This is a genomic window from Streptomyces sp. DvalAA-14, assembly GCF_900091855.1.
Taxonomy (GTDB): Bacteria; Actinomycetota; Actinomycetes; order Streptomycetales; family Streptomycetaceae; genus Actinacidiphila.
On the sequence record NZ_FMCH01000335.1, the window covers coordinates 1 to 13650 of the forward strand.

At 73.0% G+C, this 13650-nt stretch carries 11 protein-coding genes and 1 pseudogene; 4 read left to right on the forward strand and 8 right to left on the reverse strand.

Annotated features, from left to right (window positions below; all coding sequences use genetic code 11):
• A pseudogene (locus GA0115240_RS17065) lies at positions 1 to 1586 on the reverse strand (hypothetical protein); the annotation flags it as partial.
• Positions 1587 to 1995: 409 nt separating this feature from the next.
• Between GA0115240_RS17065 and GA0115240_RS17070 the strand changes: the two are divergent.
• The gene (locus GA0115240_RS17070; RefSeq protein WP_093737535.1) at positions 1996 to 2847 is read left to right on the forward strand and encodes a D-alanyl-D-alanine carboxypeptidase family protein; all 852 of its coding nucleotides are present in this window, start codon (positions 1996 to 1998) and stop codon (positions 2845 to 2847) included.
• A gap of 127 nt (positions 2848 to 2974) precedes the next feature.
• Here the strand turns inward: GA0115240_RS17070 and GA0115240_RS17075 are convergent, their stop codons facing one another.
• Positions 2975 to 4036, reverse strand: a complete 1062-nt coding sequence (locus tag GA0115240_RS17075) for an alpha/beta fold hydrolase (protein WP_161302275.1) — start codon at positions 4034 to 4036, stop codon at positions 2975 to 2977.
• Between the two features lie 421 nt (positions 4037 to 4457).
• Between GA0115240_RS17075 and GA0115240_RS17085 the strand changes: the two genes are divergently transcribed.
• A complete protein-coding gene (locus GA0115240_RS17085) occupies positions 4458 to 5126 on the forward strand; it encodes a hypothetical protein (RefSeq protein WP_093737530.1) in 669 nt (222 codons plus the stop codon).
• A gap of 97 nt (positions 5127 to 5223) precedes the next feature.
• Here GA0115240_RS17085 and GA0115240_RS17090 read toward each other — a convergent pair whose 3' ends face one another.
• On the reverse strand, positions 5224 to 5499 hold the full coding sequence (locus GA0115240_RS17090; protein ID WP_176725097.1) for a DUF3817 domain-containing protein: 276 nt from the start codon (positions 5497 to 5499) through the stop codon (positions 5224 to 5226).
• Positions 5496 to 6149, reverse strand: a complete 654-nt coding sequence (locus GA0115240_RS17095; RefSeq protein WP_093737531.1) for a hypothetical protein — start codon at positions 6147 to 6149, stop codon at positions 5496 to 5498. Before GA0115240_RS17095 ends, GA0115240_RS17090 begins: the two co-directional genes overlap by 4 nt.
• Positions 6150 to 6485: 336 nt before the next feature.
• On the opposite strand from GA0115240_RS17095, the gene GA0115240_RS17100 reads away from it, so the two are divergent.
• Both GA0115240_RS17100 and GA0115240_RS17105 read left to right on the forward strand, forming a co-directional pair.
• Positions 6486 to 7424, forward strand: coding sequence for a GlxA family transcriptional regulator (locus GA0115240_RS17100; protein WP_093737532.1), 939 nt, complete (start codon positions 6486 to 6488; stop codon positions 7422 to 7424).
• Between the two features lie 495 nt (positions 7425 to 7919).
• Positions 7920 to 9779, forward strand: coding sequence for a galactose-binding domain-containing protein (locus GA0115240_RS17105; RefSeq protein ID WP_093737533.1), 1860 nt, complete (start codon positions 7920 to 7922; stop codon positions 9777 to 9779).
• Between the two features lie 81 nt (positions 9780 to 9860).
• Here GA0115240_RS17105 and GA0115240_RS17110 read toward each other — a convergent pair whose 3' ends face one another.
• From GA0115240_RS17110 to GA0115240_RS17125, 4 genes are all read right to left on the reverse strand, one after another.
• On the reverse strand, positions 9861 to 10694 hold the full coding sequence (locus tag GA0115240_RS17110; RefSeq protein ID WP_176725098.1) for a uracil-DNA glycosylase: 834 nt from the start codon (positions 10692 to 10694) through the stop codon (positions 9861 to 9863).
• Positions 10695 to 10767: 73 nt separating this feature from the next.
• Positions 10768 to 11379, reverse strand: a complete 612-nt coding sequence (locus tag GA0115240_RS17115; RefSeq protein WP_141708869.1) for a hypothetical protein — start codon at positions 11377 to 11379, stop codon at positions 10768 to 10770.
• Between the two features lie 163 nt (positions 11380 to 11542).
• Entirely contained in the window at positions 11543 to 12505 is a 963-nt protein-coding gene (locus GA0115240_RS17120) for a D-2-hydroxyacid dehydrogenase family protein (RefSeq protein ID WP_218087430.1), read from the reverse strand.
• Positions 12506 to 12877: 372 nt separating this feature from the next.
• Positions 12878 to 13650, reverse strand: a 773-nt coding sequence (locus GA0115240_RS17125; RefSeq protein WP_141708870.1) for a (Fe-S)-binding protein, incomplete at its 5' end; no start/stop codon positions are given.

Genomic DNA, 13650 nt, shown 5'->3' on the forward strand with positions numbered 1-13650 from the left:
ATCGCCGGATGCACGGCCGCCCCGCGGGCTATCGGCCACAGCCGGGACGGGCGCGCGTTGAACGTACTGATCCACAGATGGCGCCGCAGCGACTCGACGACCTGGCTCAGCCCGGGCGGCGACGCGGGCAGCCGGCCGTCCTGCGCCGACTGGCGGTCGGCCAGATACGCGGCGGCGGTGGCGACATCGGGTACGGCGTGCCAGGCGGCGCCGTCGAGTACGTCGGGCAGGGCGTCCGTGACCGCGCGGCGCCACAGCGGCGCGGTGGCACCGTTCCCCTCGGAATCCATCACTCCCCGGGCGTTCGGCGCGCCGTCCACCATCGCCGGATGCACCAGGGTCAGGGCCTCGTTGAGGTCGGCCATGGCGGCCGGATGCCCGGCGGACAGCCGGCCGACGAAGTCCGCGTCGGCCTCGGCCGCCGAGGTCGTGCCGCGCGCCGCCGGGCGGGCGCCGGCGGGGCGGTTCAGCGGTTCGAGCCAGACCGGGTACCAGCAGGCCGACGCGTCGCCCGTCCGGGTGACCGCGGCCTCGTTGGGATTCGCCCACAGGCTTCGCTCGGCCCGCGAGAAGGGCGGGATACGGCGCTGGGCGGTGCCGGGGCGCGGCTCGGCACGCCACGGCTCACTCCACCAGCGGGTCAGCCCGGGCTGCCACTCGCCGAAGGCGGCCACCACCAGCAACGGGTCGTACGCGGGCGGCAGTCCGTCCCCCGGCACCGCGCGGGCGCAGCGCGCGTCCGCCAGATCGGCCAGGAAGCGCCGCCCCCGGGAGGTGTCGGCGTTGTCCACCAGCAGCATCCAGGCGTGGCCGTGCTTGGCGGCCCGGCGCGTGCCACTGCCCGGGACCAGGCAGGTGCACGCGCTGGGTAACGGCGGCCTGTGCACGTCGTTGTCCCGCATGTCGGCCAGCAGGGCGCGCAGCAGGTGGCCCACCGCGGCCGCGGGCGTGGCCCGGCTCAGCGCTATCAGCCCGTCGATCACCGTCTCGGCGCGCAGCAGGTTGCCGTAGAAGCGCAGCGAGTCGCGCATGCCCCAGCGGGCCGTGCTCTGCAGCAGCGAGCCGATGGCCGGCTTGGCACGGTCCCGCGCGGTCTGGACGATCTCCCCGGTGGGCCCGGCCCCGATGTGGCCCAGCACGCCGATCGCCGCCACGTCGACGGCGGCCTCGGTGACCCGTTCCATCCGGGTCATCGAGCGCCCCCGGCCGGTGTTGCGGACGTAGGCGCGGATCAGTTCGTTGATCTGGTCGCGGGCCCGGGCCCGGTTGGCGTCCAACTCCTCGTTCAGCGCGAGCAGGCCCAACGCAAAGCGGTGGAAGGTGAGTTCGCGTCGGTTGGCCCAGCCGCGCATCATGTCGAAGGTGACCATCGCGGCGGCCGGGATCGAGTCGAGATCGTGCTCGGCGAAGTCCAGGGTGGCGTGCACGACCGTGCTGCCGCACTCCGACGCCAGCGACCGCAGCGCGGTGCTCTTGCCGGCCCCCGCCGGTCCCAGCAGCGCGACCATCGGCTCGACCCGTTCGCCCTCGCGCCAGAGCATCCGCCGGTGGAACAGTCCCGCGGCCCGATGGATCGAATCGCTCATGCCAACCATCCCCTGCCATCCCCCGTCATCGGGTCCGACCGGCGCACCGCGTCCCGATTTATCCCCCACCCACTGCGACGGAAAGTAACATGAACTGAGCGTTGGGCGACGGCAGTTGGTCGGATCGAGAAGTGGCTCGGCCGAACCGGCCGAACCGGCCGGTCGATCGACCCGCTGATCGACCCGCAGATCGACCGATCGAAGCTGTCCCGGGAGGCCCGGAGTCGGCCGATCCGGCGAGGAACCGCAGAAGTTCGGAGAAAAGTCGGAGAAGATGCCCCGGCACGCGCATCCATTCGCGCTGTCCCGCGTCTCATCAATGAGCGGCGTTCACCTGTGGCCGCGCAACGAGGGTTTTGGAGCAGTTACTTTGAGAACCGACATCAGAAGCGCCCGCCGGCTGTCCGTCGTGGTGGTCACCACGGGGGCGGTCCTGTCGGCCGGGGCGCTGGCCGTGCCGGCGCAGGCCGCCGCCCCCAAGGCGCCCGCCATCGTCGCCAAGGGCGGCTACGTGATGAACAACAGCACGGGTCAGACCCTGTTCACCAAGGCGGCGGACACCCGCCGCTCCACCGGCTCCACCACCAAGATCATGACGATCCGGGTGGTGCTGGCGAACAAGAAGCTCAACCTGGACGCCAAGGTCACCGTCCAGAAGGCGTACAGCGACTACATCGTCAAGCACAACGCCTCCTCCGCCCACCTGATCGTCGGTGACAAGCCCACCGTCCGCCAGCTGCTGTACGGCCTGATGCTCCCGTCCGGCTGCGACGCCGCCTTCGCGCTGGCCGACAAGTTCGGCACCGGCTCCACCCAGGCCGCGCGGGTGAAGTCCTTCATCGGCACGATGAACTCCACCGCCAAGAGCCTCGGTCTGAAGAACACGCACTTCGACTCGTTCGACGGAATAGGGAACGGCTCGAACTACTCGACCCCGCGCGACCTGACCAAGCTGGCCAGCAACGCGATGAAGTACTCGGCCTTCCGCGCGGTCGTGAAGACCAAGTCGACCAAGCAGAAGGTCACCACCAAGACCGGCGGCTACCGCTACATGTCCTGGACCAACACCAATCTGCTGCTCGGCAGTTACGCGGGCACCATCGGCGTGAAGACCGGCTCCGGACCGCAGGCCGGCTACTGCCTGGTCTTCGCCGCGACCCGGGGCAAGAAGACCGTCATCGGCACGGTGCTCAGCGCCACCTCCGAGGCCACCCGCACCTCGGACGCCAAGAAGCTGATGGACTACGCCTTCAAGAAGTAAGCCCGGCCGGGCGTCGGCCGCCCGGCACGAAGACGGTCCAGTACCAAGACGGTCCGATACGAAGACGGTCCCGGTCGCGGCGGCGGCCGGGACCGCCGTACGAGCAGCCCCGCCGGGCGGCTGCCCGCTAACCCGCCCGCGACGGCTGCCGGTCGGAGCGGATCCGCTCGACCCGGCCGCAGTACGGCAGGCCGGTCAGGGACTCGTCGGCGAAGAACCGGGTCGCCAGGTCGGCGAGTTCGGTGGTGCGCTCCAGGAACAGCATGTGGTCGGCGCCGAGGACTTCGGCGAACCAGCTCTCGCGACAGGCGGCGGCCATCTCCCGGCACAGCTCGGGGGTGGTGAAGCTGTCGTACTCGCCGGTCGCCACCAGGGTGGGCGCCGCGGGCGGGCAACTGGTGTCGATCATCTCCTGGCTGAGCAGGCGCCGGGTGTTGGCGTAGGTCTGCTCGGCCTCGGCCTCGGGCAGTTGGGTGAGGCGGCGCAGCAGAAAGCGGCGGACCTTGGCGCCGGCTGCGACCGAGCCGAGGCGGTCGCGGTTCATCAGGATGTCGACGGCCGATTCGGCGTACTCCGCCATCCGCCGCTCGGCCAGCAGCTCCAGGGTGCGCAGTATGGCCGCGCGCGCGTGGCCGGGGATCGAGGTCATCGTGCCGACCAGCACCATCCGGGCCACCCGCTCCGGATACCGCTGGGCGATGCGGTAGGCGATCGCGGTCCCGTAGGAGCCGCCGAGGAGGTTGACCCGTTCGATCCCGCGCTCGTCCATCATGTGGCACACCGCGTCGGCGAGCAGGGCGACCCCGTGGTGGTCCGGCAGCACGTCGGAGGCACCCCAGCCGGGCGGGTCAACGGTGAGCACGTCCATGTGCGCCAGAAACGCGCGTTCGAAGCGGCCCCAGGTCTCCTTGCGCTGGAACGCGCCGCCGATCATCAGCAGCGGCGCGAGTCGCGGGGCCGGGATCCGCACCAGGCGCGACTCGCAGTGATAGCCCTGCCAGCTGTGCGCGCGGACGACCGCCGGATACGGATCGTCGGCGTCGGCCGGCGCTGGGGCGGGCACGACGACGGACAGCCCGCCGGGTGGGACGGCGGGCGGGACGGCGGGCGGGACGGTCGAGGGCACGGCGGCGGGCGAGGCGGAGGTGAGCGAGGCGGAGGTGAGCGAGGCGGAGGTGAGCGGCGTCATGCTCTTCTTTCCTGTGCGACGGCACGGCGACCGGCGCCGCGCGCCGGGCTCCCGCGCGGACGGGATCGCGGGTCCCCCGGACACATGAGGCACATGCAGCTCATGCGCCATGGTCAACGTGCCGATCGGGGTCTTGGATGCGCGCCGCGGCCACTTTCACTCCATCGCGAGCCGCACGACGCACGGTGACCTCGCCGCTCCTTGATCGTTTACCGGGTGGCCAGCGGTCTGTCCCACCGGCCTGCCCCACCCGCTGGCCCTGGGCGGTCCGACCGGGCGCGGCATCCCGCGGTCGTCACAACGCGACCCTGACGCGCCGCGCCTGCCGTTGCGCCGGCAAAAGGCGGAGACTGGGAGGGTCTGGGCCGACCGGTCCCGGGGCATCCGGGGCGCCGGCCCCCGACCGATGAAAGGCGCCACCATGTCAGAGCCCGGCCCGGTCATCCTGACCAAGTCCTCTCCCACCGTCTCCCTGGACAAGCACGGCGTGACCTCCGGCCTGATCCGGGTCAATCTGAAGTGGTCCTCGGCGCGAGCGGCCGCGCAGGACCAGGCACGCCAGGCGCGCGGACTGCTCGGCAAGGTCCGGGCGTCCCTGCAGACGGCCGCCGTCAAGGACGCCGACCTCGATCTCGGCTGCCTGATCAGCTTCACCGACGGCAGCAAGGCGGTCGTCCAGGCACTCGGCAACGCGTTCGGGGCGCTGGACCGCTCCCCGTACGTCGCCCTCGACGCGGACGACCGCACCGGCGGCCTGGCCGGCGAGAACCTCACCATCAACCTCAACGAGCGGCAGCGTTTCACCAAGCTGCTGCTCTTCGTCTACATCTACGAGGGCTCCGGCGACTTCCGCGGCCTCGACGCCAAGGTGACCCTGACCTCCGACACCGGCGAGAGCTTCGAGGTCCACCTCGACGACTCCCCGCCGCAGGCGAACGCGTGTGCCATCGCGCTGATCACCCGGGAGAAGGGCGAACTGGTGGTGGAACGCGAGGTCCGCTGGTTCACCCCGCAGCGCGGCGCGGGCATCCAGGAGGTCATCGCCGACACGTACGACTTCGGCATCCAGTGGACCCGCGGCCGCAAGTAGCCGCCGGCGGTGCGCGGGCGGTCCGGGGCGGTCCGGAGCCGCCCGGGGCGGTCCAAAGCTGCCCGCGGCGGTCCATGTCCGGGGCGGTCCGGATCGATCAGGTTCCGGACACCGCGGCGTGGCGGCGGCCGAGTCGGCGCAGCGCGAGCAGGCCACCCACCCCCGGGACGAAGGCGGTCGCCCTGGTCGCGGGGGTGGCCTGCGGGAGGCGCCAGGTCGCGCCCACGACAAAGAGGTAGGCGCAGCCGTGCAGGGGTCCCATCAGGGAGGAAACGGGAGCCAGGTGGGCGGTGGCGAGATTGGCCAGCAGGACGATCAGCGAGATGAGTTCGACGCGGGCCGCGATGCGCAGCGGACGGAGTGCCACGGTCATGCTCCCGTGGTGGATCCCGGGCGGATGATCATCAGAACGGTGACCACGGCCCAGAGAAGGTTGAAGACGCCGGTGAGCATGCCGAGACGGATCGCAATCCGGAGGGCGGGCTCCGGGCGGGCGCCGGGATCCGGCGCGGCGCCGGGATCCGGCGCGGCGGCGGGATCCGGCGCGGCGGCGGGGCCGGTTTCGGCGGCGGGGCCCGGCTCGGAGTTGGCACGCTGGCCGGCCGCGCTGCTCAGGCCGGCGTCGACGGGCGACCGGGGTTCGACGGCAGGCCCCGGATCGCCGATGCTGCCCGGGGCGGCGGCCCGCGCGATGGCGAGCGCCCTGTCCTGGGCCGGCAGGATCAGCAGCGCGAGGACCGCGGCAGCCGCCGCGGTCAGCAGGATCGAGGCGATCAGCCATCCGCTGCTGAGCACGCCGAGGCTGCTGGCCGTAGCGAAGCCGAACACCGGAACGGCGATGCCGATGGCCGCGTAGACGCGGCAGACGCGGTGCAGCGTCCGCAGTGTCGCGAGGGCGCCGGTCTCGCCCGGAGCCCCATGGGCGTTGCGCAGGGCGGCGGGGAACATGCTCGCGGCCACGGCGACCGGACCGATGGCGAGCAGCGCCACCAGGACGTGCAGCGAGAGGAGGAGTTTCGTCATGGCCGGCGGACCGGCCGGGTGGCGTGCATGGGATGTCCTTCACAGGTGGCGGGGCAGGTGCGGCTGGGCAGGTACGGCCGGCAGGTGCGGCTGGGCAGGTACGCCCGGCGGTGCGGCGGGAGAGGTGTGGCGGTGCAGGTGCGGGGGCCCGGCCGAACTGGGCCGTGCTCGACGCTAACCGGACCCGGAGCCCGCTCCCAGTGGCAGCAGTGACAGCTTTCAACGGGATCTCGCCAACGCTCACCGCTGGCATCACAGCAGGCTGAACTGGGCGAACCATGGCCCCGGCGTCCGGCCGGCCATGGCAGCCGTCCGGCGAAGGGGTATCTTCCCGCCATGCACACCGTCGCCGTACTCGCGCTGGACCAGGTGATCCCGTTCGACCTCTCCACCCCGATCGACGTGTTCCAGCGCACCCGGCTGCCGGACGGACGCCCCGGCTACCAGATCCGGGTGTGTGCCGAGCAGCCCGAGATCGACGCGGGCGCTTTCACCCTGCGCGCGCCCTGGGGACTGGCGGGGCTCCAGGGGGCCGACACGATCATCGTGCCGGGTACCGCGACACCCGAGGCGCCACTGCCGCCCGCGGTCCGCGACGCGCTGCGAGCGGCGGCCGAGGACGGTACGCGCATCGCCTCCATCTGCACGGGCACCTTCCCGCTGGCGGCCACCGGCCTGCTCGACGGCCTGCGCGTCACCACCCACTGGATCGCGGCCGGCCTGCTCGCGGCCACCCATCCGGAGATCACCGTCGACCCGGACGTGCTCTACGTGGACAACGGGCAGTTCCTCACCTCGGCCGGCGCCGCCGCGGGCATGGACCTGTGCCTGCACATGATCCGGCGCGACTACGGCTCAGCCGTCGCCGCCGACGCGGCCCGGCTGTCCGTCATGCCGCTGGAACGCGAGGGCGGCCAGGCCCAGTTCATCGTCCACGACTACCCGCCGACTCCGCACGGCTCCGCACTCGAACCGCTGCTCACCTGGTTGCAGGAGAATCTGGGCCGCGACCTCACCCTCGCCGACATCGCCGCCCGCTCCGGCACCAGCACCCGGACGCTGATGCGCCGCTTCCGCGAGCAGACCGGCACCACCCCCCTCCAGTGGCTCCACCGCGCCCGGATCCGCCAGGCCCAGCACCTCCTGGAAACCACCCGCCACTCGGTCGAACGCGTCGGCGCCCAGGTCGGCTTCGGCTCCCCCACCGCCTTCCGCGACCGCTTCAAGAAAACCACCGGCGTCAGCCCGCACGCCTACCGCCGCACCTTCAGCTGAACGCCCCCGCGGGCCGACCGGTCGAGAGCACCCCGGCCTGCCGGGCCCCCGCAGACCTGGTGCGTCCGCTCGGACACGCGCCTCGGCGGGTCGGACCGCGGGTTTGCCCGCTCGACGCCCGCTCGACGCCCGCCGCCCCCGCTGCTCGCCCGCTGCTCGCCCGCTGCTCGCCCGCTGGTCCTCGGAACGGTTCGCGGGCCCGGCCCGACGGCGCGTTCATCTGCGCACCGTTGCTGCCCCGGCGTCCGGCGGGGCGAAGCGGGCACCCCCACCCGGTCCGGGAGCCGGCGCGGGCCGCGATCGGCATCCCTCTACCACACCGCCACGTCGCCTCCGCCGCCGCGATGTTCCGTAAACGTTGCCGGTTCTCTTGACAGGGCTCGGAGCAGAGGAAGACTCTCCTGAGAGCGCTCTCACCTCCACCCCCCACCGCAGCGCGCTCCGCGTCACGGCCGGACGCGGACGCGCTCCCCCCACAGAGGAGAAGGAGTAGGCATGTCGATCAGAGGCACGCGGTTGCATCGATGGCGCCGCAGGCTGGACCGACGATTCACGATCGGGCTGCTGGCCGTGACCGCTGTCGCGGCGGTCACCCTGGCCGGGACGCCCGCCGCCACGGCGTCGGCGTCCCCGGCCGCGTCCGGGGCGGCCGCGGCCGCCCCGCAGGCCGCCGCTCCCCAGGCGAAGCCCGCCGCCGTGCAGCCGAACGCCGTACCCGCGGCGCCGTCCGGCTTCACCACCACCTGGAGCGACGACTTCAACGGCGCCGCCAACACCGGTCTGAACACCGACACATGGCGCTACGACGCCGGTGCGGGCTGGACGTTCGGCACCGGTGAGATCGAGACGATGACCAACAGCACGGCCAACGTCTACCAGGACGGCAACGGCCACCTGGTGCTGAAGGCCCTGCACACCGGCACCGACCCGAACGCCAACTGGACCTCGGGCCGCGTCGAGACGCAGGCCGACGGCTTCGGCGCCCAGCCCGGCGGCGTGGTGCGGATGCAGGCGTCCATCCAGCAGCCGAACGTGACCACCGCCAACGGGGCCGGCTACTGGCCCGCGTTCTGGATGCTCGGCTCGCCGCTGCGGGTCGGGGTGCCGTGGCCGGGCTCCGGCGAAGTGGACATCCTGGAGGACATCAACGGCCGCAGTTCGGTGTTCGGCACGCTGCACTGCGGTGTCGGCAGCGGCGGTCCGTGCAACGAGACCAGCGGTGTCGGCAGCGGCGAGCGGGCCTGCTCGGGCTGCCAGACCGGCTACCACACCTACGCGGTGGAGGTCGACCGGTCGACCTCGCCCGAGCAGATCCGCTGGTACCTCGACGGCGCCAACTTCTTCACCCTGAACTCGAACCAGGTGGACGCCACCGCCTGGGCCAACGCCGTTGACCACAGCTACTACATCATCTTCGACCTGGCCATCGGCGGTGGCTTCCCCGCCGCGTTCGGTGGCGGCCCCAACGCCGCGACTGTCTCCGGCGGCCAGATGAACATCGACTACGTGGCCGTCTACAACAAGGCGCCGGCCGCGGCTTCGGGCACGAACATCGCCAAGGGCAAGCCCACCACGGCCTCTTCGGCGGAGAGCGCCACCTTCCCGGCGTCCAACGCCACCGACGGCGACATCACCACCCGCTGGTCGAGCGGCTTCTCCGACCCGCAGTGGCTCCAGGTCGACCTCGGCCAGTCCTACGCCATCAACCACGCGACGCTCACCTGGGAGGCGGCCGCCGCATCGGCCTACCAGCTACAGACATCGGCGGACGGCACCAACTGGACCACCGTCTACACCAACAACAACAGCCCGGCGGACATCCAGGACACCGCGCTGAACGCCACCGGCCGCTATGTCCGGGTCTACGCGACCGCCAGAGCCTCGCAGTACGGCGACTCGCTGTATGAACTCGCCCTCTACGGAACGCCGTCGAGCGGCGGAGGCGGCGGTGGTGGCGGAGGCGGCACGGCCACCCTGCTGTCCCAGGGCAAGACCGCCACCGCCTCCTCCACCGAGAACGTCGGCACGCCCGCCAGCGCCGCGGTGGACGGCAACACCGGCACCCGCTGGTCGAGCGCCTTCTCCGACCCGCAGTGGCTCGAGGTCGACCTGGGCGCCACCCACACCATCAGCCAGGTGGTGCTCAACTGGGAGACGGCGTACGGCACGGCCTTCCAGATCCAGACCTCCGCGGACGGGACGAACTGGACCACCGTCTACTCCACCACCACCGCCACCGGCGGTGTCCAGACGCTGCCGGTGACCGGATCCGGCCGGTACGTACGGCTGTACGGCACGGCCCGGTCCACCCAGTACGGCTACTCGCTCTGGGAGTTCCAGGTCTACGGCACGTGATGCGGCCCTGACCGGCTGCTGAGCCGGTCCTGGTGACCGTGAGTGCCCTGGTACGCCGTCGGCGTGCCGGGGCACTCGCCTTTACCCTTCCGGCCGTTGCTCCCCCTGCTCCCCCCGTTCCGGCCTCTGCTCCCTCTGTTGCGGCCCCGGCTCCTCCCGCCGCTCCTGTTCGGCGTTCAGCGCGGCAAGTTGGGCGGCGAAGATACGGGCCCCGCCCTGGGCCGGGTGCCGGATCGCCGGCGCGGTGAGGCCGCCCGCGGCCAGGGCGCCCTGCGCCTTGCGGCCGACGGCGACGAGGGAGGTGATGCCGAAGGCCGCCGCCAGTGCCAGGGCGATCGGGGCGCCCGCGGCGATCTCCGAGGCGCGGGGCGTGCGGTTGGTGTGCGGGTCGCCCGGGGCGTGCGGATGGTGCGGGTAGATTCCCCAGAGCAGCGGCTTGCGGCCCTGCCACGAGGCCAATGCCCCCCATACGGCGGCCGAGGACGCCTCCCGGTCGAAGGCCGGCCGGTCCGGTGCCTCGAATCCGTCGCCCTCCGGCCGGCCGGTGATCAGCCCGGGTTTCGCGGTGAGTTGGCGCACGCTCATGAAGGGCACGCCGGTGACGGTCGTCCCCCGGTAGCCGGGCGCCTCGGCGACCAGCAGCACCTTGGGCCCGACTTCCCGCATGAGGTCGAGATACCGCAGCAGATTCCGGCGCCGGAGCGGCCCCGCGCCACCTGGCCCGTAGAGCGCCTCCGCGTCGGGGGGCGCGGGCAGCGCCCGCAGCAGCCGGAGGAACCGGGCGGTGCCGTCCGCATCCGTGTCCGTGTCCGCCTCCGGGTCCGCGTCCTGGCCGCCGGCCCCGGCGGCATCCGTACCGGTCACCGGGCCGATGTCGCGGCCAACGGCCCCGCGGGCGTCGCGAGCGCTGCCCACGCCGCCGCTCCTGTCCGGGCCCATCGGTGCGCCCGCGTCTGTGCCCATATGAGTGCCCATGTGTGCCGGTGCCCTAGCTGAGGTCGTCCGCTCGGGAGAGCGGCGGGTGCAGCGCGGTGCGCAGATCGGCGGTCGTCGCGGGATCGAGGCCGAAGCGGGCCCGGCGCAGGGTCGCGGCGTGGCCGGCGATGAGGTCGAGGTCGCGGAGCTGGCGGCGGAGTTCCTCGGCGAGGAGTTCGTCCGGGTCGTCGGCGTAGTCCTCGGCGTCCCGGGCGAGTTCGCCCACGGCCTCGACCGCCCGGCCGCTGGCGAAGACGGCGAAGTCGCTGCAGCCGTGCATGTACGCGTTGGCGGCGTGCAGGACGGCAGCGGCGGCCGGCTCGTCGGCGTCGTCCGGGCCGTCCTGGCCGTCGTTGTGGCAGTAGTCGCTGAGGTAGAAGGCCGCCAGGCCCTGCTTGACGTCGCCGAAGGCCGTCGCGTCACCGAGCGCGCCGGACCACACCGCGGTCAGCAGCGGCCGCAGGTTCAGGGTGAATCCCCGCTGGTCGGCCGGGGGCAGCGCCTCGTGCGCCTGGAACAGCCGCTGCGCCACCCCGCTGGCGAACACGGCCCGCTCTCCCTCCGACGCCTGGGCCAGCCGGATCGCCACCTCGGCGTCCAGTTCCTTCCACACGTGCGTCACCAAGCGTCCTCACTCCTCCGAACCGCTGCGAACTTCCCTGAACCGAGCACGGGCGGTACGCACGGTACGCGGCCCGGGGGCTCCAGGTCGCGGCCAACGCGGCCGGACGGCCGGGCGCGTCGGCGCCGCTCCCGCGCCGTACCGAGCTCCGGCCCCGGACCGGTGATCAGGTGAGCGGACGCAGGGGCGCGGCCGGGTCCGCGAGGTACGCGGCGATGTCCTCGACCGCGTCGCCGTAGAAGACACGGTAGGTGTCAGCGGTGACGTAGCCCATGTGGGGGGACAGCAGGGTACGGGGGGCGGTGCGCAGCCAGTGGTCGGCGGGCAGCGGCTCGGTGTCGTAGACGTCGAGCGCGACGCCCGCCGGGCGGTCGGTGGTGGTGAGGGCGGTGCGCAGGGCGGCGTCGTCGATGAGCGGGAAGCGAGAGGTGTTGACGAGGTAGGCGTCCTGGCGCATGGCGGTCAGTTCGGCGGCGCCGATCAGGCCGCGGGAGCGGTCGTTGAGGGCCACATGGACGGTGACGACCTTGGCGGTGGCGAACAGTTCGGCCTTGGTGACCAGCCGGGCGCCGTGTTCGGCGGCGCGCTCCGCGGTGAGGCTGGGGCTCCAGGCGGCCACGTCCATGCCGAAGGCGGCGCCGATCCGGGCGACCCGGCTGCCGAGCCGGCCGAGACCGACCACGCCGAGGATCTCGCCGTCCAGATCCTGGCCGATGGCGGACTGCCACTGTCCGGCCCGCATCCGGGCGTCGTCGGCGGCCACATCGCGGAACAGGGCGAGGATCAGCGCCCAGGTCAGCTCGGCGGTGCCGGGCGAGTGCGAGCGGGTCCCGCTGACGGTGACGCCGAGGTCGGCCGCCGCCGCCAGGTCGATGGCCGCGTTGCGCATGCCGGTGGTGACCAGGAGCCGGAGCCGGGGCAGCTTCTCCAGCACCGGGCGCTGGAAGGGAGTCCGCTCGCGCATCGCCACCACGACCTCGAACGGGGCCAGGGCGGCGATGAGTTCGGCTTCATCGGCGATGTGGTGATCGAAGAAGGTGACGCTCGTGCCGGGCAGTGGCCCGGACCAGTCGGCCATGGTCGGGGCGACCCGCTGGTAGTCGTCCAGCACGGCGATACGGACGGACACGACGGCTTCTCCTTCGCGGCGGCCTGGCGGTGGAACGGGCACCGTCCGTTCCGGTATCAGCAGGCTACGCGCCCGCGCGCCCGGGTGATCGAAGGGCCGTGTCTTCGGGCCGTCGGAGGCTGCGGCCGACTGCGACAGCCCGCGCCCTCCGGACGAGCGCCGGACGCCGCCCACGAGCCCTGGGCCGCGAACCCCGGGCCGCCACCCGCGGACCGCGAACCCCGCACCGCCAACCCCACCGCCAACCCCGCACCGCGAACCCCGGACCGCGAACCTCTCCCGTCGAACTCCGGCTCGGCGCCCTGCCCGCGAAGCCCGGCGCGCCGCCCTCCGACCCCGGCCCCGGCCCCTGCGGCGCCGGCCGCCCACCGGCTACCCCCCGCCCCCCGGCGGCAGCCGCGCCGCCAGGAGTTGGGCCAGGTGAGTGCCCGGGAGGGCCGCCAGGTGGGCGAGTTGGGTGCGGCAGGAGTAGCCGTCGGCCAGGACGACCGCGCCGGGGGCGGCTGAGCGGACGGCGGGGAGCAGGGCGGTCTCGGCGACCGCCACCGAGACGTCGTAATGGCCCTTCTCCACGCCGAAGTTGCCGGCCAGCCCGCAGCAGCCGCCGACCGCGGCCACCTCGGCGCCCGCCTCCCGCAGCAGCGCGGCGTCCGCGTCCCAGCCGAGTACCGCGTGCTGGTGGCAGTGCGGTTGGGCGACGCCGTGCACACCGGTGAGGTCCGGCGCGGTCCAGCCGGGGGTGGCGGCGAGGAGTTCGGCCAGGGTGCGGGTGGCCGCCGCCGCGCGGACCGAGCGCGGGTCGGCCGGCCGGAGCTCGGTCAGTTCACCGCGGAGCACCGCCGTGCAGGACGGCTCCAGGCCGACGATCGGCCACCCCGCTGCCAGCGCCGGGCCCAGCGCGTCCAGCGTCTCGGTCAGCCGCCGTTTCGCCGCGTCCAGTTGTCCGGTGGAGATCCAGGTCAGCCCGCAGCAGACCGGCCGCTCGGTGACCCGCACCTCGTAGCCGGCGTGTTCCAGCACCCGGACGGCGGCCTGCCCGACCTCGGGGGAGAAGTGGTCCGTGAAGGTGTCGACCCACAGCAGGACCGGCGGCCGGCCGACCCGGCCGCCGGGACGCGCCGCGAACCACTGCCGGAAGGTACGGG

What these genes read in the sequence shown, in the direction of transcription:
- GA0115240_RS17105 (WP_093737533.1), top strand. Translation starts at nt 7,920, where the DNA reads ATGTCGATCAGAGGCACGCGGTTGCATCGATGGCGCCGCAGGCTGGAC.
- GA0115240_RS17090 (WP_176725097.1), bottom strand. Translation starts at nt 5,499, where the DNA reads ATGACCGTGGCACTCCGTCCGCTGCGCATCGCGGCCCGCGTCGAACTC.
- GA0115240_RS17075 (WP_161302275.1), bottom strand. Translation starts at nt 4,036, where the DNA reads ATGACGCCGCTCACCTCCGCCTCGCTCACCTCCGCCTCGCTCACCTCC.
- GA0115240_RS17100 (WP_093737532.1), top strand. Translation starts at nt 6,486, where the DNA reads ATGCACACCGTCGCCGTACTCGCGCTGGACCAGGTGATCCCGTTCGAC.
- GA0115240_RS17095 (WP_093737531.1), bottom strand. Translation starts at nt 6,149, where the DNA reads ATGACGAAACTCCTCCTCTCGCTGCACGTCCTGGTGGCGCTGCTCGCC.
- GA0115240_RS17085 (WP_093737530.1), top strand. Translation starts at nt 4,458, where the DNA reads ATGTCAGAGCCCGGCCCGGTCATCCTGACCAAGTCCTCTCCCACCGTC.